This is a genomic window from Streptomyces sp. NPDC056231, from assembly GCF_048270745.1.
GTDB lineage: Bacteria > Actinomycetota > Actinomycetes > Streptomycetales > Streptomycetaceae > Streptomyces.
Map to the genome: position 1 here is coordinate 17,050 of NZ_JBLVKW010000080.1, position 16,284 is coordinate 33,333.

General features: G+C 67.2%; 17 protein-coding genes. 12 read left to right on the forward strand and 5 right to left on the reverse strand.

Annotated features, from left to right (window positions below; genetic code table 11):
- Positions 1–65: 65 nt before the first annotated feature.
- Together ACNPQM_RS36425 and ACNPQM_RS36430 are read left to right on the forward strand one after the other, a co-directional pair.
- Positions 66–1,730: a Helicase associated domain protein gene (locus ACNPQM_RS36425; RefSeq protein WP_418087316.1), complete on the forward strand. Its 1,665-nt coding sequence runs from the start codon at positions 66–68 to the stop codon at positions 1,728–1,730.
- 177 nt (positions 1,731–1,907) lie between these two features.
- A complete protein-coding gene (locus ACNPQM_RS36430; protein ID WP_418087317.1) occupies positions 1,908–2,309 on the forward strand; it encodes an STAS domain-containing protein in 402 nt (133 codons plus the stop codon).
- 246 nt (positions 2,310–2,555) lie between these two features.
- Here ACNPQM_RS36430 and ACNPQM_RS36435 read toward each other — a convergent pair whose 3' ends face one another.
- Positions 2,556–2,933, reverse strand: a complete 378-nt coding sequence (locus ACNPQM_RS36435) for a VOC family protein (RefSeq protein WP_418087318.1) — start codon at positions 2,931–2,933, stop codon at positions 2,556–2,558.
- A gap of 569 nt (positions 2,934–3,502) precedes the next feature.
- Here ACNPQM_RS36435 and ACNPQM_RS36440 point away from each other — a divergent pair.
- Positions 3,503–4,543 (forward strand): NADAR family protein, encoded by a 1,041-nt coding sequence (locus tag ACNPQM_RS36440; protein ID WP_418087319.1) that lies wholly within the window; start codon positions 3,503–3,505, stop codon positions 4,541–4,543.
- A gap of 180 nt (positions 4,544–4,723) precedes the next feature.
- Here ACNPQM_RS36440 and ACNPQM_RS36445 read toward each other — a convergent pair whose 3' ends face one another.
- Positions 4,724–4,957 carry a hypothetical protein gene (locus ACNPQM_RS36445; protein ID WP_358862001.1) on the reverse strand — a complete coding sequence of 78 codons (234 nt, stop codon included), beginning with the start codon at positions 4,955–4,957 and terminating at the stop codon, positions 4,724–4,726.
- Between the two features lie 67 nt (positions 4,958–5,024).
- On the opposite strand from ACNPQM_RS36445, the gene ACNPQM_RS36450 reads away from it, so the two are divergent.
- The 5 genes from ACNPQM_RS36450 (at position 5,025) to ACNPQM_RS36470 (ending at position 10,400) form a co-directional block, all read left to right on the forward strand.
- Entirely contained in the window at positions 5,025–5,945 is a 921-nt protein-coding gene (locus ACNPQM_RS36450) for a hypothetical protein (protein WP_418087320.1), read from the forward strand.
- A gap of 128 nt (positions 5,946–6,073) precedes the next feature.
- Positions 6,074–6,610, forward strand: coding sequence for an HAD family hydrolase (locus tag ACNPQM_RS36455; protein WP_418087321.1), 537 nt, complete (start codon positions 6,074–6,076; stop codon positions 6,608–6,610).
- The gene (locus ACNPQM_RS36460) at positions 6,498–6,917 is read left to right on the forward strand and encodes a hypothetical protein (protein ID WP_418087333.1); all 420 of its coding nucleotides are present in this window, start codon (positions 6,498–6,500) and stop codon (positions 6,915–6,917) included. The genes ACNPQM_RS36455 and ACNPQM_RS36460 overlap by 113 nt, the downstream gene beginning before the upstream one ends.
- A 37-nt stretch (positions 6,918–6,954) precedes the next feature.
- Positions 6,955–9,456 (forward strand): Helicase associated domain protein, encoded by a 2,502-nt coding sequence (locus ACNPQM_RS36465; RefSeq protein WP_418087322.1) that lies wholly within the window; start codon positions 6,955–6,957, stop codon positions 9,454–9,456.
- 212 nt (positions 9,457–9,668) lie between these two features.
- Entirely contained in the window at positions 9,669–10,400 is a 732-nt protein-coding gene (locus ACNPQM_RS36470; protein ID WP_358862008.1) for a hypothetical protein, read from the forward strand.
- On the opposite strand, the gene ACNPQM_RS36475 is transcribed toward ACNPQM_RS36470, so the two are convergent.
- Positions 10,348–10,899 carry a transposase gene (locus tag ACNPQM_RS36475; RefSeq protein WP_418087323.1) on the reverse strand — a complete coding sequence of 184 codons (552 nt, stop codon included), beginning with the start codon at positions 10,897–10,899 and terminating at the stop codon, positions 10,348–10,350. The two genes, ACNPQM_RS36470 and ACNPQM_RS36475, sit on opposite strands and share 53 nt — an antisense overlap.
- Positions 10,900–10,948: 49 nt before the next feature.
- A complete protein-coding gene (locus tag ACNPQM_RS36480; protein ID WP_418087324.1) occupies positions 10,949–11,329 on the reverse strand; it encodes a helix-turn-helix domain-containing protein in 381 nt (126 codons plus the stop codon).
- Positions 11,330–11,819: 490 nt separating this feature from the next.
- On the opposite strand from ACNPQM_RS36480, the gene ACNPQM_RS36485 reads away from it, so the two are divergent.
- Positions 11,820–12,452 carry a hypothetical protein gene (locus ACNPQM_RS36485; RefSeq protein WP_418087325.1) on the forward strand — a complete coding sequence of 211 codons (633 nt, stop codon included), beginning with the start codon at positions 11,820–11,822 and terminating at the stop codon, positions 12,450–12,452.
- Between the two features lie 168 nt (positions 12,453–12,620).
- Here the strand turns inward: ACNPQM_RS36485 and ACNPQM_RS36490 are convergent, their stop codons facing one another.
- A complete protein-coding gene (locus ACNPQM_RS36490; protein WP_418087326.1) occupies positions 12,621–12,911 on the reverse strand; it encodes a hypothetical protein in 291 nt (96 codons plus the stop codon).
- Positions 12,912–13,112: 201 nt separating this feature from the next.
- On the opposite strand from ACNPQM_RS36490, the gene ACNPQM_RS36495 reads away from it, so the two are divergent.
- The 3 genes from ACNPQM_RS36495 to ACNPQM_RS36505 all read left to right on the forward strand — a co-directional run.
- Positions 13,113–13,841: a Helicase associated domain protein gene (locus tag ACNPQM_RS36495; protein WP_418087327.1), complete on the forward strand. Its 729-nt coding sequence runs from the start codon at positions 13,113–13,115 to the stop codon at positions 13,839–13,841.
- Positions 13,842–14,021: 180 nt separating this feature from the next.
- The gene (locus ACNPQM_RS36500) at positions 14,022–14,450 is read left to right on the forward strand and encodes a hypothetical protein (RefSeq protein ID WP_418087328.1); all 429 of its coding nucleotides are present in this window, start codon (positions 14,022–14,024) and stop codon (positions 14,448–14,450) included.
- 6 nt (positions 14,451–14,456) lie between these two features.
- The coding region (locus ACNPQM_RS36505) for a tetratricopeptide repeat protein (protein ID WP_418087329.1) at positions 14,457–16,284 on the forward strand (1,828 nt) is incomplete at its 3' end.

Sequence of the window (16,284 nt, forward strand, 5' to 3'; positions counted from 1 at the left end):
CAACCAGCTATCTGAACACTCCAGCTCAGACAGCTACAACACACACATGATCACTGGGTGCGGACATGACCGACCCCGTCGTCACCCCAACCCGCCTCGCCGGCGACGAAAAACGCGAGGAGCAGCTGCGGGGTGAGCGGATGGGGGCGCTGCAGGCCGCGCTCCTGGAAACGATGGCGGTGCACCAGCTGCAGACCACCATCACCTTCCATCACCGGACCATAGAGGCTTCCGCCTTCGCGAAAGGGCTCCCCCGGGTCGCGCAGCGCCTGCACACATCCGACCCCGATAGGTATCCGGAGAAGGTGTGGGCCGACTGGCTGAGCGGCGAGCACGAGATGGACCACAGGCGCTCCGTGCTCGCTGATTTCGGGCGCAGGGCAGGGCGTGCGGTCCTTTCGAATTGTCGTGTTCTGAACGAGGGTGTGGATATTCGAGCGGTGGACAGTGTGGCCCTGTTGGACCCCAAGGGGTCCGCGGTCGATATCGTTCAGGCCATCGGCCGGGCACTGCGCCAGAAACCCGGGCAGGGCAAGATTGCAACACTGATCGTGCCCGTTTTCCTGGCACAAGGTGAGCAGCCGGAAGACATGTTCACCTCCTCCTCGTATCGCCCCTTGGTAAAGGTCCTTGAAGGGCTCCGGGCGCACGATGAACGTGCCATCGAGATGCTCGCCATTCCGCAGGAGAACCAGAAGCAGGCCGTTGATCCGTCGCAAACCATCGGTCCGGAGCCAGAGGAGGGCGAGGAGGAGTCACGGCTGCTGCTCCGGTTCGCCGCCCCCAGGGATCCCGTCATGATCGCGAAATGGGTCAAATTCCAGATCCTCGACACCGAACGCCAGGACTGGACCCGCGGCTACAACACCGCCCGACAGTACTTCGAACGGGAGGGCTCCCTGGACGTGCCCTACGAACACGCCGAGGGCGCCTACCCGCTCGGCCGGTGGCTCTCCGACCAACGGCGGTCCTACCGGGCCGGGACCATGCCCAGCACCCGGGCCGAAGAGCTCGACGAGCTCGGCATGATCTGGGACACCGCCGACACGGCATTCGCCGAAAACCTCGCTGCGGCCCGCGCCTACTACGCCGAAGCCGGCACACTGGCCGCTCCCCGCCACGCCACCACTCTGGACAGGCCGGTCGGGCAATGGCTCACCAATTTGCGGCGGGTCGACGGACTCGGGAAAGACCCCGAGCGTGCGCAGCGGCGTGCCAAGCAGCTCGCCGCGATCGATCCGGACTGGAACCCCAGTGTGCTGGGATGGACCGTCGACTGGCAACGCCACTGGGTTGGTCTGACCGCGCTCCTCGCAGGCGGCGGAACACTGGACGAGATCACGCCCGGCGTCACCCACCACGGAGACGACATCGGACGCTGGCTCGCACGGCAGATCCGAGACTGGACACACCTCAACACCGAGCAGCAACGACGCCTGGGCGCACTGGGGGTGAAACCGGCTGCACGACCCCAGAAGACCCCGGCGCGAACCAACGCAAAGCCTGGGGCAACGAAGGGCTCCGACGCCTTCACACGGGGCGTCACAGCCCTCGCCCAGTACATCCAGCGCGAGGAGAAGACCGTCGTCGGAAGGCAGCACGTTGAAGAGCTCCCGGACGGGACAACCGTACGACTCGGCATCTTCCTCACCAACCAAAAAAGTCGGCGCGACCGACTCACCGAGGACCAGCTCGCCGCCCTCGCTGAACTCGGATACGACTGGGCATGAAGGGCCAGGGCGGGTTGACGGGGCACTCGTCAGTCGCGATTACCTTGTACTTCTCGCGCCCCCTGTCCCGCCGCCCCTCGCCAGGCGCACCATGGAGACATCTGGCCGATCGTCGCCGGGCGGTTGGCCGGCGACAGGCGCGCGGCCGGGCTACCACTGGGCGGAGAGGAGCGGGCAATGCGGACCAGCATCGTCCACGACGAACGCCTGGACCTCGTCTACTACCCGGCGAATGGCTGGACCGTCGTCGAGGTCAACGGGGAGGTCGACGTCCACACCGCGCCCAAGATCCGGGCAGCGGTCATCACACTCCTCGACGGGGGCCACCGCCAATTCGCCCTGGACCTGTGCCCCGCACCGTTCCTGGACTCCATGGGACTGGGCATGATCGTGGCGATCACCAAACGCATCCGTGACCACGAGGGCTCCCTGCATCTCACCTGCACCAACGACCGGATCCTCAAGGTCTTCAAGATCTGCGACCTGCGCAAGGTCTACGCGTTCCACGACACGGTGGACCAGGCCACACGACACGCCCCCCGGCGCGGCGCCTTGGCCCACTGGCCCCGCCCCACCTGAGCCGAACCCCGGCCGCAGCCCGAAATCCCAGACCCGTGGCCACGAGTCACCCATGGCCCGGTGAACGGCTGGAGGGCCACTCATCGGCGAATGCCCTGAATGAGTGTCTGGAAAGGTGGGACAGCGGTGCTGAAGGCCCAGGCGACTCTGCAAGGGTCGGTAATCGACGGATGAACAGGCTTCGGCCTGGGAAGCCGCCGCAGGCGGCTTCCCAGGCCATGGTGGAACCTCAGCCCGACCTCGTAACTACTCCGCAACGTTGGTGCTGTTCGGGGGATTGAATACGCAGAACTCGTTGCCCTCCGGGTCGGCAACGACGATCCAGCGAAAGCCGTGTTCGCTGAGTTCTTCAGAGAGCCTCGCAGCGCCGAGCCGTTCGAGGCGATTGACCTCGGGCGCCAGGTCTGCGGTGCCAAAGTCGAGGTCAAGGTGCATGCGGTTCTTGCCCTGCTTTGGTTCTGGGACGTGCTGCAGGAGAAGGGTTGGCGCAGGAGCGGGCCCGACCAGGCTCAGATAGGGAGGTCCATGGAAGCCGCGCCGGTAGTCCAGCGGGGCGAGCGCGGCGAGCCAGAAGTTCGCTTGCGCTTCAGTGTCGACACAGTCCAGCGTCACAACGATCTGCATGGCGGAACGGTAGGAGGCTTGGCCCGCCCTGACGATCTATTTTTCAGCAGCACCCGAGGCGGTGCTGCCATCTCTCGATTTCGTGTCAGTACGCGACCTGCGCCTATACAGCCCGGTGACAGTACCGACACCCCCGATCTCTCATCTCATGACAGTGGCAGCAGCACGTCCGGCGAGCCCGACATATGACTCACTGACCAGTACGTCCAGGCAACACACGGGGAACCCGCCACTGTCACACCATTCACTGACACGAAACCGAGAGATCGCATTCATCGCACCCCAGGCGGACAACGGCGGCTGCGATTCATCCCCGCTGGCAGAGCATTTCGCCAAGGACGCTCGCACCACTCCGGCCCTCCTCGAACGTTCACCTCAGCCCCCGGCCGGGCAAGAAGCAGCGACCTGGGACTTCCTTGTCACTCCCATGATCGTCTCGCAGACGATAGCGTGCGCCCATGACTTGGCGGGGACCGACATATCGGATGGTGGATGGAGAGAGGATCGATGGGGCCTGGTGCCACGTCTGGCGGCGGTATCGACCAGACAGTGCGTACTACCTCGACGACTTGGTCGTCTTCGCGGACGGAGCGATCATCTGCGGAGAACGTACGGACCTGGCCGGCCTCGTGAAGATGCTGGCAAGAGGCCGATTGGCGGTGACCAACCCCGAGGCTCCACCGCTTCCCGACGAACCATCTAAGTGGGCCTCTCGTCGTGGCGAACCGCTGACACCAGAGGGATTTCTTCTGGAAGTCGCTGACCGCATCGAAGCACTCAATGAGCGACCAACTGCCGCGCAACGTTGCTGGGATGCGATCCGACACTTTCAGCAGGAGCCAGCCGAGTCCAACCGAGCACTCCTCCGAGCGGCATATCTGGCGGTTCCGCCGCATCTTCGGATCTATGTCCTCGGGGATATGGACCGCCAGGACCGTCCCTTGCGGATCCTGCTCACGAACATTGGTGAGGCCGTCGACGGCGATGGCCCGGTAGTGACGGCGGAGATGCATCAGGACGTCCTGGACTACTTCAGCCGCGGAGATCAGGGAGTCCAGAGCGAGCAGGAGCGGCGAGCCATCCAGCGTGCCGACGATCCTTCAGAACCATGCGGACCAGCTCTTATATCGCGCGAAACCGTCTACCCACAAGGGTGGCCTGAGCAGCCGGGTCTGTTCACGCTCCGCAACGACTTCCCTGCGCAGATCGTGTTCGCCGGCGAGTCCTATGCGTCCGTACTGCATGGGTACTGGGCGCTGTCGGCGGCCGACGCTTCTGACCGAAGCAGAATCCGGGATGCGGCCTCCGGCAGAGAGGCGCATGACCTGGGTGGCCGGGCAACGCACCGGAGTGACTGGCCCAACGTTCGGCTCGCGGTCATGGCCGAGCTCCTTCGCGCGAAGTTCACTCAGCACCCTGAGCTCGCCCAGGTCCTCGTGTCCACCGGGGACGCAAGGATCAGCTACACCGGCTTCTCGGACTCACCCTTCTGGAGAGATGTCTCCGACGGTCGAGGGCGGAACTGGATGGGGCGATTGCTCGAGCTGACCCGCTCCGAGCTCGTTGCCCAGCAGTTGCTCCGGGCCGAGGACCCCAGTGTGCTGAACTAGGAAGAGCTGCTGAGCGGTGGGAGTGCTCGACTACGCGCACTTCGTGAGCAGACGTGCCGGACTACACCCGCTTCCTACACCCACCCCGGAAACTCGAACGCGCCGCGCCGGAGAACGGGGGGTCACGTCCACGGACGTGGTGTACGGCGGGTTGTCGAGGTGGTCGCTGGTCGAGGTGGTTTAAGTGGCCGTGCGGGTGGTGTGGAGCATAAGACCGACCGGCAGCTCCGGGGCAGGGGCGTCCTCGCGGTCGGCGGGGGCGTGTTCGGGCATGAGGTCGGCGACCGCGGTACGGATGGCTGCTGGAACGCCGCCGCCCTTCGCCTGGTCACCGCCGTCCTCGCCGAGCAGATCGACGAATGGACCGAAACCTTCGCCGTTACTGAGGAACCCGGCCCGGGGGCGGCTCGTCACAGGGGCAGCACGGCCTCCACCTTTCACTGCACAGCCGTTGTCACCGCCACCGTCCAGGGGGACCCCCATGCGTACGCGCGCCGCACGAACCGTCGATCTGCTCGTCGTATTCGCCCTGTTCACTGCCGGGACCGGTGCCGTCACCGGCTGCGGCAGCGAGAAGGCCAGAGGCGGCACACAGGGTCGCGGCGCCGACTCGGCGCCCGAGTCGAAGGCCCGCGCCCGCCAGGTCGCCGATGCCTGGAACGGCTCCAAGGCCGCCGAGGTGTGGGCCAAGGGCTACTACCCGATGGGCGAGGTGGTCCAGCTGCCCGAGAACGCCTTCCGCAACGCAGACGACAAGCTCGCTTACGGGGCCCGGAACCTCGTCCTGCGCGGCGAGCTCCCCGCCACGTCGCAGAAGGACGGGCAGGTGAAGTGGGCGAGCGGAGGCTCGCTCACGTTGCCCCTGATGGGGGCGCGGGAGGCGTTCGCAACTGTGGCCGGCGGCAGCATCGACGGACCACAGCTCACCGTGACCGGGGTCAAGCTGGGTGAGATGTCCCTGGCCACCAGCCGTGGCCCGGCGATAGTGCCGGCCTGGTTGTTCGCCCTGGAGGGCTATGACACCCCGCTCAAGCGGGTTGCCCTCAGCCCGTCGAAGCTCCCCGAGGCGCCCATCAAACCGGCCGGGGAAGTACCCACCGACGAACTGGCGCCGCTCGGCCGGATGATCGGGGTGGCTGGGGACGGCCGGTCCGTCACAGTGATGGCCACCCACGGAGCTTGCGACGACGGCCCCGCCGTGGACGTGCTGGAGACCGGCGGCAGCGTCGTGCTGTCCGCATCTGTCGTCGGGACCAAGGACGGTCCCTGCACTAGCCAGCTGCTTGCGGAAGAGGTGACGGTGAAGCTGGACCGGCCGGTCGGCGATCGTCTTCTCCTGGACGCGTTCACGGGCCGACCTGTGCCGTACGAGCCCGAAGGACCGCCCGCACTCCGCGGCTGAGCCATGTGAGTGACCACGCGCCGACGCCCCTCACGGCGTCAGCCGTACACCACGTCCGTGGACATGGCCGACGATCTCCCGCTTCCATAGATGTCCAGGCCATTCTCTTCGACTCCGGTGGTGTGCTGATGCGTCCGATCGGAGGCCGATGGAACCCGCGTGCGGACTTTGAGGAGACCGTCCTCGCTCACGATCCTTCGATCACGAATGACCGGTTCGCCGCGGCGATCGTCGCCGGAGACCGGTTCTTCGCCGGCTTGTCCTCGACCCCCGACTACGACGACTACCACCGTGTGGTGCTACGCAACCTCGGGATAGAGGCCACCCCACAGCTCCTGGCCGATCTGCGCCGTGAAGTCCCCGTGGACAGAGTGCTGGAGCTGTACCCGGACGTGAGGAAGACCCTGGAGGAGCTGAGCCAGCGGCAGGTGCGGATGGCCGTGGTCTCCGATGCCTGGCCCGACCTGCCCGGCCTGCACGCGGCACTGGGCATCCACCATTTCTTCGAGGCGTACGCGATCTCCGCCGAGCTGGGCTGCAGGGGAGAGTCCAGTGCCGGCGGAGGCCTTGGCCCGCCGGGGCGTGGCCGGTCCGCTCCTGGAGTACTACGGGCATCTCGGTGCGGTAGAGCTGCCCGACCTCGACAACGGGATCTGGATCGATGACGCCTCGTCCTTTGCTGCCCAGGTCGAGGCAGGCAACTATCCGAACCGGCTGACCGGCGCCGTTGATGACGCAGTGTCGGTGTTCGCCACAGACGGCGGTGGAGGCATGTACGCCCTCAGCCACACCACCGGATGCGTCTACCACCTCACCGCCGGCGCCCACACCGACAACTGCTACGACCTCGACGAGACCGGCTACCGCATCACCGCCGAAAGCCTCTGGCACTTCCTCGAGCAACTGCACGCCCGCCTCGCCACGGCCGTCGACGCGCAGCACGCCACGCTGAGGGAAACGCGCGGGCGGTAGAGACGGACAGCGAGATTTCTGGAAAAGGGACGCCTCGATGGAAAAGAAAACGCTTCGTCCGCATCAGAGAGAGGCCGTGGATGCAGTTATCCGCGCTCTCGAATTCCCTGCAAGATCACTTGTACCCGAGCGAGGGCTCCGCACCCAGGTCATCATGGCGACCGGATCCGGGAAAACTCTCGTGGCGGTGCGCAGCGCTCAGGAGCTCCACGCGGGGCGTGTACTCGTCCTCGTCCCCAGTTTGGATCTGCTCGCCCAGACCGAAGCCGCGTGGCGCGAGGGCGGCCGCACAGGCCCGATGATCGGGGTTTCCTCGCTGCGGGGGGAGGAGGTGTCCTTCCCCAACACCACAGACGTGGGCGAGCTCGTGGAGTGGGTAAGGCCGTTCGACAAGGTGACCGTGTTCGCCACGTACGCCTCGCTCGGGCTGGGCACCCTGGAGCGCGCGCACGCGATCGGCCTTCCAGGGTGGGACCTGATCGTGGTGGACGAGGCACACAGGTGTTCCGGCCGAATCGGCAAGCCCTGGGCGGTCGTCCACGACAACACGAGGATCCCGGCCCTGCGCCGCCTCTACATGACCGCCACGCCCCGGCTGTGGCAACTCGGGGACGAGGACCAGGACGGCGCGCCCGGCGAGCTGGTGGCGAGCATGGAAGACGACCCGGACGGTCCCTTCGGCAGCAGGGCGTTCACCTTGACGCTCTCGGCAGCGATCGACCGGGGCATCTGCTCCCCCTACCAGGTCGTATGCGTGGACGTCACCGATACACAGCTCCAGGCCGCACAGCTGCTCGGTGCCGAGGCCCGGTCCGAGGCCGTACGCGGAGCCCGGCTCGCCGCCCTGCAGACCGCCCTGATCAAGGCGTCGGCTGAAGAAGGGTTCCGGCGCACGCTCGTGTTCCACCACATGGTGAAAGAGGCCGAGGCCTTCGCGGCCGGCCTCCCCGACGTCGCCGCGCAGCTGCACGCCGCCGATCCGGAGCTCTACCCGGCCACAATCTGGGCCAACTGGCTGTGCGGCGACCACAAACCGCTCCACCGCCGCCGGCTCCTGGGCGAGTTCGCCGCTGGGATCGCCACGGACGGCACCGTCGTGGAGAAGTGCTTCCTGTGCTCGGTGAAGGTCCTGGGCGAGGGCGTCGACACCAAGAACTGCGACTCGGTCTACTGGGCCGACGTGCGCGGCTCCATGCCGGACCTGGTCCAGGCGGTGGGCCGGGCGCTGCGGATGCAGCCGGGCGAGGGCAAGATGGCCAGCCTGGTCGTGCCGGTGCTGCTCGGGCCAGGCGAGACGGCCGACAACATGCTCACGTCGAGGGCGTTCGGCGGGCTCGCCAAACTCTTGGAAGCGCTCCGGGCACACGATGCCAGGATCGTGGAGACCCTCGCGGAGCAGCAGGCCCCCAGCCGCTCCCCCAAGGGACGCGAGCTCACCAGTGAAGACACAGAGCCCGGCGCAGCACGAGAAGGTGTCAGCACCCCCGCCAAGGCCCTGCTGAAGTTCTCCACATCGCGCGACCCCGCAGCCCTCGCCGCATTCATCAACCTCCGTGTACTCAACCCGGAACATGAGCACTGGCGGCGCGGGGTGGAGGCCGCCGTCATCTACGCCCGCGAGCACGGCGACCTGCGCGTCCCGTTCACGTTCCGCGTCCCGGCCGGAGAGGAAGCGGAGACGCAAGCGTGGCCGGCCTCGCTCGCGAACTTCCCGCTGGGACAGTGGACCACCGACGCCAGGAGGTTCTACGCCCGCGGGAACATGGACGCCAACCGCATCACGCAGCTGGAAAAGCTCGGCATGATCTGGTCCCACTTCGACGTCGCGTGGGAGGAAGGCCTGACCGCCGCCCGTGGGTGGGCGGCCGAACGTGGGCACCTCCTGGCACCGCTGGACGCCACCTTCCAGGGCGCAGCGGTGGGCATCTGGCTCAAGAACGCCAGGGCCGCCGCCCGGAAGGCAGTGGAGCTCGAGCAGCGCCAGGCCGAGGGGCTACCTGTCCAGTCATGGGCCGGCGCGCTCTCGTCGGAGCGGCGCGAGCAGCTCGAGGACATCGACCCTTCCTGGTGCCCCGCCTGGCCCGTGGAATGGCAGCGCGCCTTCCACCTCACCCGGATCCACCTCGAGGAAATCGGCGGCGAACTGCCAACCGACCCAGGATCCGTCGTGCACCAGGGCGAAGACCTCGGACGGTGGGTCCGTGCGCAGCGCCTCGGGTGGGACAAACTCACCACGGTGCAGCAATGGATGTGCGAACAGGTCCTCGGCATCACACCCGCCAGCGAAGACGAGAAGCCCAAGCCCCGCACGAGCCAGGCGGAGAAGTGGGCGATGCATCTCGCCGCGGCCCGACAGTTCTTCGAGCGCGAGGGGCACCTCCACGTCCCCCGCAAGCACGTCGAGCGGATCGTCGGCGAGGACCAGGAGAAGCGGGAGCTCAAGCTGGGGGCCTGGATCGGCAACCAGCGGAGCAGGGCCGCGACACTGTCGCCGGAGCGTATGGAGCAGCTGTCCAAGATCGGCATGCGCTGGGCATGAAAACGTCTAGAGATCTTTAAGGGCTGGGGTTACGAAGCGGAGTGCAGTCCTGCTCCGGCGGACGCATCTGACGCTCGACACGTCTACGATCCACTTCCGTGGGGGAATCAAAAACTGGGCCTGCAACAGGGGTTGTCCTGGCCAGCGGCCGTACCCGGGTATGGGTGGAGCAGGGTGCACTGCACTGGAGGCGGGGGCGAACGACTGTCGTCGTGCCCGGGACGCAGATCCGCCAGGTCGAGGCCACTGAGAAGTCGCTGGCCGTGCTCCTCTTCGAGGACACGCAGGTCGACACGGCCATGACGGTCCGGCACCGTAATAGGGATATGGTCGCCGCGCTCGGCGCAGAGATCGAAGCGATCATGAGTGACGCTGGCCCATCGGGGAACCGGCGGCCGCTACAGCGGCATTCGGTGCAGGTGTGGCCCCTGCGTACGCTGGCTGATCTTCGTGATCGGGTACTGCATGGCAGCCCGTGGTGGCGGCGTGCGCTCTGGTATGTGGTCCTGGGGCTTCCCTTGGCCGTGTGGCTGCCGGTGGAGCCCTTCCTGGGGTTCTTCGCCTGGCTGTTGCTTCCTGCAGGCGTCGCCTTGCTGCGCATGTGGGTGGGCATGGCCGAGTTGGACACGCGGTGGGTGATGTGGCGGCGGGGCATCACCGTCCGTGCGAGGTTCGAGGCAGACCCGTACAGCGAAGGCACCAATGACTACATCGTCCACTTCCGCACGCTTGACGGCCGGAAGGTCACGGCGCGTCCGGCACTGCGAGGGCGCCGCGACGAGATTAAATACGACCCCCAGGACCCCTCACGCGTACTCGCGCCGACGCGTGTGGCCTGGCTGGGGGTCGCCCTGGCCGCATTCTTGGTGACCGGTTTCTGGGGCGTTGTCTTCAGCATCCCGGCGATTCTCTGGCTGATCGAGCTGTTGGCCCTGCCGTTTTAGAGATCTTCGGTGGCGGAGATGCCACAGGGCCAGGGCCGAGCTGGCTCTTGGCGACGAGGCCGTCGAGAAGGTCGGGACGGTACTGCATCCGTTTGAGGCGGGCCTTGATCAGCGCGATGAGCTGGTCGAGGTCGTGCTTGGTGAGGTTGGCCGGGGATCTCTTCAGTAGAGCCCACACGCCCTCGACCGGATTCAGTTCGGGCGCATACGGAGGCAGCTGGTAGACGGTAAGCCATAGCCGGGCAGCGACCAGATCGCGCATGGCGCGGCTGACGTGCGTGTTCAAGTTGTCCCAGACCAGCACGATCGGTCCGCCGAGCTGCTGGTGGGCCGCGTCGAGCAGGCGAGCGTAATCGACCTCGGTGAAGCCCTTGCGCCTGCCTTTGGCAGGGCCTCGATTGAGATAGATGCGATAGATCAGCCGCGGTCGGTGACCGGACTTGGTGTAGATGAGCCCCGCCATCGACACCCGCTTGGTGCCAGCGGCCGTCACTCGCACCTCAGGAGTGTGCGCCCACGCCGGCCCCAGGTGTGGCCTTTGGGCGGTCTCAGGCCCTGCCCGGCCTCGTCCTCGAAGCAGAGCCAGGCGCCCAGGTCCACCGCCCGCCTTTTATGACGGGCCACTGCTCGTCCTTCCAGGCAGCGATCCGCCCCTCGTCACGCTCGGTGGCCTTGCGGGACGGGACCTGCACGCTCCAGCCGATCCGGTGCAGCGGCAGATCCAGCCCGGCCAGGGTGTACCGCACGCCGAACCGAGCACGCACCACCTCGGCGATCCGGGGCAAAGTCCAGCACTGGTCGGGCCACCCGGACGGGGCCCGTGTACTGAAGTTTCGCCGTCTGCCGCCCGAGCCGGGGGCTTGGTGGCTGCTGTCCTGGGCACACACCTTGGCGAACAGCGTCGTGCCCTTGCAGTCGGGCGTACCCACGCCCGAGCCGCCTGCCGGCACCGACAGGCCGAACGACCGCCGTCACGCTGATGGGCGTCATCGGTTTTACGCACGAAACGACAGCCGACTTCACTGATCCCGCTGGTCGGCGACATCGTCCTGCTCTACTTCTTCTCCAGCGACAGCCAGCCCGAAGACAACAAGTACGGGTCGGTTCCGAAGTACATCGGCGCGCACATCTGACCTTCCGGCGGCACTGAGAACTCGGTACCAATGAGGTACCGAGGTCGCCATCCCCGAACACGCGGCATAGCGGCACGGACGCCGAGGGCGCCGTCGGGATCACGCCCGTACGGCGCCCTTTTTGTGTGATCCCCACGTGATCACCGCACACCTGACCTGCGGCAATGGCCCAGGGAACGGCTTCTGGCAACGGGCCGGCGCATACTTCAGCCGGGTACAGGTGCTGGCCCCGTACGCCACGCTGCCCCTAGAAGTGAACGAAGCCAGGCCGTGGCACAGTGCACCCATGTCCAACGACATCGCCTATCCCGTCTTCCGTACCCCCGACCTCGCACTAGCCCTGAGCACTGCGCGCCGTCTCATCGAGTTCGGTCGCTGCGAGTACTCCGAGGTCTCCGTGTACGCGGAGTTCTCTTCCGTCGCCGAGGTGCGGCGTGTGGCGAAGGTCCTGCCCGAGGAGTGCTTCCAGGGCCAGGTCGATTATGAGGAGTTCGACGGGGTGCCGCTGGCGGAGCGGCCCGCGCTGGTCGTCGGCGTACAGGGGCCGGGGCTGCCGGTGGACCCGGCCGCGTACGAGGGGCGGCTGCCGGTGGAGTGCGGGCTGAGTGAGCTGCCGGTCGGCAGCATCGAGGACACCTTCACGGCGGCGATCGGCGCGAACGTGGGCTGGATCAACTGGGAAAGCCTGCGCTGGCCGGACGCGCCCGAGGTGGGGTTCCACGGCGAGTCCAAGCATGCTGAGGTGACGCTCCTCTTCAACACCCACACCCGCGAGCTCGACGAGCCCGCCGATGACCACACCGTCCTTGTACATGTCCGTAGCGCCGTCTTCGGCGGCGTCCAGACGAGAGAGCCATACGCGCACTGGCTCGCCGAGCAGGTGGGACTCACCGTCATTGGACCTGGGCAGCGGCTCTAGGCAGGTCGGCCGACGGGGCGACGGGGCGGGCTTGCCCAGTCATCGGATGGCGATGGGGACGATGCAGGCCGCGAGGACGGCCGCGCCGCCCATGGCGACCATCAGCGGCGTGGCAAGCGGCGGGGCTGGAAACCGAGCGGAAGCCACCGCGCCAGTCCCCGACCCTACTCAGAACCCGGGGGCGGGAAGGAAGCCTGGCCACCACGAGGGTACGCCGCTGGGGCAGTCGTAGGTGTCGCTCCAGAAGAGCGAGACGGCGCACCAGCACAGGGCGAGGAGTACCACTACGAGGGCGAGGGTGTGGAGGAGCGGGCGGTTCCCCAGGAGAACGCCCACCGCCACCCAGCCCAGGGTCAGGACGACCCAGAGGCACGGGATGAAGAGGAAGAGGAGGAAGGTGCTGTTCGTCGCATTGTTCACGCCGGCGTCGCAGGCGCTCAGCGCTCTGCCCAGAACCATGGCCGTGAGCACCGCGAGGGCGAGCCCCACTACTGTGCCGAGACATCCGTGAAGCCGTCGCTCGCCCATACATCTCCCCATAGCCGTCGGCTCCGGATAGCACCTCAGCCGCACGGCCCGTCACTTTAGCCACTCGATCGACACGCTCTGACCAGCGGGTACCGGCCCGACCCGTGACGAACGAGCCGGGCCGGCCCCGTCATGATCGCGAAGTGGATCAAGTTCCAGATCCTCGACACCGAACGCCAAGACTGGACCCGCGGCTACAACACCGCCCGACAGTACTTCGACCGCGAAGGCTCCCTGGACGTGCCCTACGAACACCAAGAAGGCACCTACCCACTCGGCCGATGGCTGTCCGACCAACGGCGGGCGTTCCGGGCCGGGACCATGTCCAGCACCCGGGCGGATGAGCTGGACGAGCTCGGCATGATCTGGGACACCGCCGACACGGCATTCGCCGAAAACCTCGCCGCCGCACTCGACCTCAACCCCACCTACGCCTGGGCCCTCGGCTCCCGCGGCCAAGCACACCGGCAAGCCCGCCGCTACGACCAGGCGCGGGAGGACCTGGAGCGGGCGCTCGAAGCCGAACCTGACAGCCTTGGCTGCATGTTCGAGAGGATCATGCTCGACACAGTGGTGTCGGGGCTCGGGGCGTGTGTGGAGCAGTGGAGACAGCTGCTCGCCTCTCCGATGGTCACAGCGGATGCGGACCTCATCGGGTGCTTCGACCTGTTCAAGGTGCTGATCCTCGAACCAGAAGCCGGTGTGACAGAGGCAACCGAGGTGTTTCTCGCCGGAGGGCAGGAACCCGAAGTCGTCACGGACATGCTGGATTACCTGGCTGAACTCTCCGCTGCGGGCGACGAACTGGCGGACCGCGCGCGCCTATGCCGCCAGCTCATCGCGGAGCGCGCCGCAGTATGAGTCGGCGCGGCATGTGGCCGGGCGGCTTGCCCAGCGTCCCCACTGGGCGGGAAGTACCGCTCACCGCACTCGGATACGACTGGGCGGTGTAGACGACCCAGGTGCTACGAATCCGGCGTCGGCAGGAAGGTGGGCGAACTAGGCTGGCGGTTCTTTCTGGTGATGTGGGGGAATGCCGTGTTGATCGAGGGACTCATCGCTGCGGCGGCCGCTGGTGGCGGCGCGGTCGTGCAGGCCGCGGGAACGGACGCGTGGAACGGGATCCGCAGCGGGGTGGCCCGGCTGTTCGGTCGCGGCGAAGCTGGACGCGAGCAGGCGGTACTGGAGCGCCTGGACCGTACACAGGCGGTGCTGGAAGCCGCGCAGGACGGTGCGGAAGCCGAGCAGGTCCGTATCGCGCAGGTCGCGGTATGGCAGACCCGGCTCGAAACCCTCCTGGAAGAGCTGCCCGACACCGAACGGCGGCAAGTAGTGGCCGAGTTGGAAGCCCTGGTCGCCCAGGCCGATGCCGCCCGGCCGTCCGATACGGTGCACAACGATTTCCGGAACGCGACGTTCGAGGGGCCGGTGCAGGGCAGCGGCACGCAGAACAACCACTTCCACCGGTAGACCGGCATGGGCGGAAAGAACAAACCGAAGAACAAGACGAAGAAGGCCGGTGCCAAGGGCGCGAAGCGCAGCGCGCAGCCTGGAGCAGCCGGGCGCGTCGGCCTGTTGCCCGGGAGGGTGCCTGGGCAGCGGGTCGATTTCCGGGAGTCGACCTTGTCCGGGCCGACGCAGGGCAGCGGTACCCAGAACAATACGTTCGTGCAGCAGTACGCGCCGGTGCCGACCGCGCTGGATGCCCTGCCGCCGCTGCCGGAAGGATTCACCGGCCGGGACGACGACATCACCTTCCTGTTGAAGGTGCTCGATCCTGATCGTGCGGCCGGCCAGTCGGCGGTTGCGGTGCTGTCGGGCTGGGGTGGCGTGGGCAAGACGACCCTCGCCCACGCCGCGGGGCACGCCGCGCAGGAGCGGGGGTGGTTCACGGGTGTTCTGCTGGTCGACCTCCGTGGTTACGATCCGCACCCGGCGCAGGCTGACGATGTTCTTGAAGCGCTGTTGCGGTCGCTGGGTGTGCGTCCCGAGCATCTTCCGCCGCCCGGTGCGCAGCGGGAGGTCGTGTACCGGTCGCAGCTGAACGCGCGGGAGCGGGCAGGTGAGCGGTTGTTGGTGGTCGCCGACAACGCCTCCGCTGCCGGGCAGGTCCGGCCTCTTCTGCCGCCGGGAGACCACGGGATGCTGGTCACTTCCCGGCACAGTCTTCCCGGGCTCGGGCGGATGCGGACCGTCAATCGTCTGCAGCCCGACGACGCCGTTGCTCTCTTGAAAGGGGCGTTGCAGGGTAACGATCCCGACGATCAGCGGGTCGATGAGGAACCGGCAGCTGCTGAGCAGCTCGCTCTGGCGTGCGGCTGCCTGCCGCTGGCGCTGCAGATCACCGCGGCTCTCCTGGCCGGAGATCCCGGCCAGCCGCTCGCCGAACGCGCAGATTCCCTCGCTCACGCGGAAGGAGTTCTGGACGGGCTGAACGATGGTGAACGCAGTCTGCGGGCCACGTTCGACCAGTCCTTCGACCGTCTCCTGCCCCAGGAACAGGACCTGTTCCGCCTGTTGTCTCTCAACGCCGGCCCTGACATCTCCACCCCCGCCGCCGCTGTCCTGGCCGACCTGCCGCAGGCAGCCGCGGAACGTCTGCTTGGACGGCTGGCCGCCAGCCATCTGATCGAACGCGGCACGATCCGCGGCCGGTGGCAGATGCACGACCTCCTGCGCGCCTACGCCCACGAACAGGCCGACGCGTTCATGGGCCGTGGACGTGTCCCGCGCCGACGCTACGAACAGGCCCGCGCCCGCCTCACCGACCACTACGTCCAACGCGCCACAGCAGCCGACACCCACCTCCAGCCCCCCGGCACCACTGTGGCGTCCCAGTTCGCCGGCCGGGCCCAGGCACTGGCCTGGTTCGACGCCGAACGCGAAAACCTGATCGCCACCGCCCACACCGAAGCCACCACAAAAACCGGTATGTCTCTGGGCTTTGCGCTAGGCCGTTACCTGGGGTGGCGGCGGCGTCTGCAGGACCTCGTAATGGTCCGCTCCCTCGCCCTCGACGCCTGCCACGCCATGGGCGACACCCGCAACGTAGCCGGCGCCTGGAACAACCTCGGCAGCGCGCTCAAGGAACTACGGCGCTACGACGAAGCCCTCGACGCCCACCAAACCGCCCGCGACCTCCACCAGCGGATCGGCGACACCCACGGCGAAGCCGGCGCCTGGAACAACCTCGGCCTCGTGCTCAAGGGACTGCGGCGCTACGACGAAGCCCTCGACGCCCACCAAACCGCCCGCAACCTCCACCAACAGACCGGCGACACCCACGGCGAAGCCGGCGCCTGGA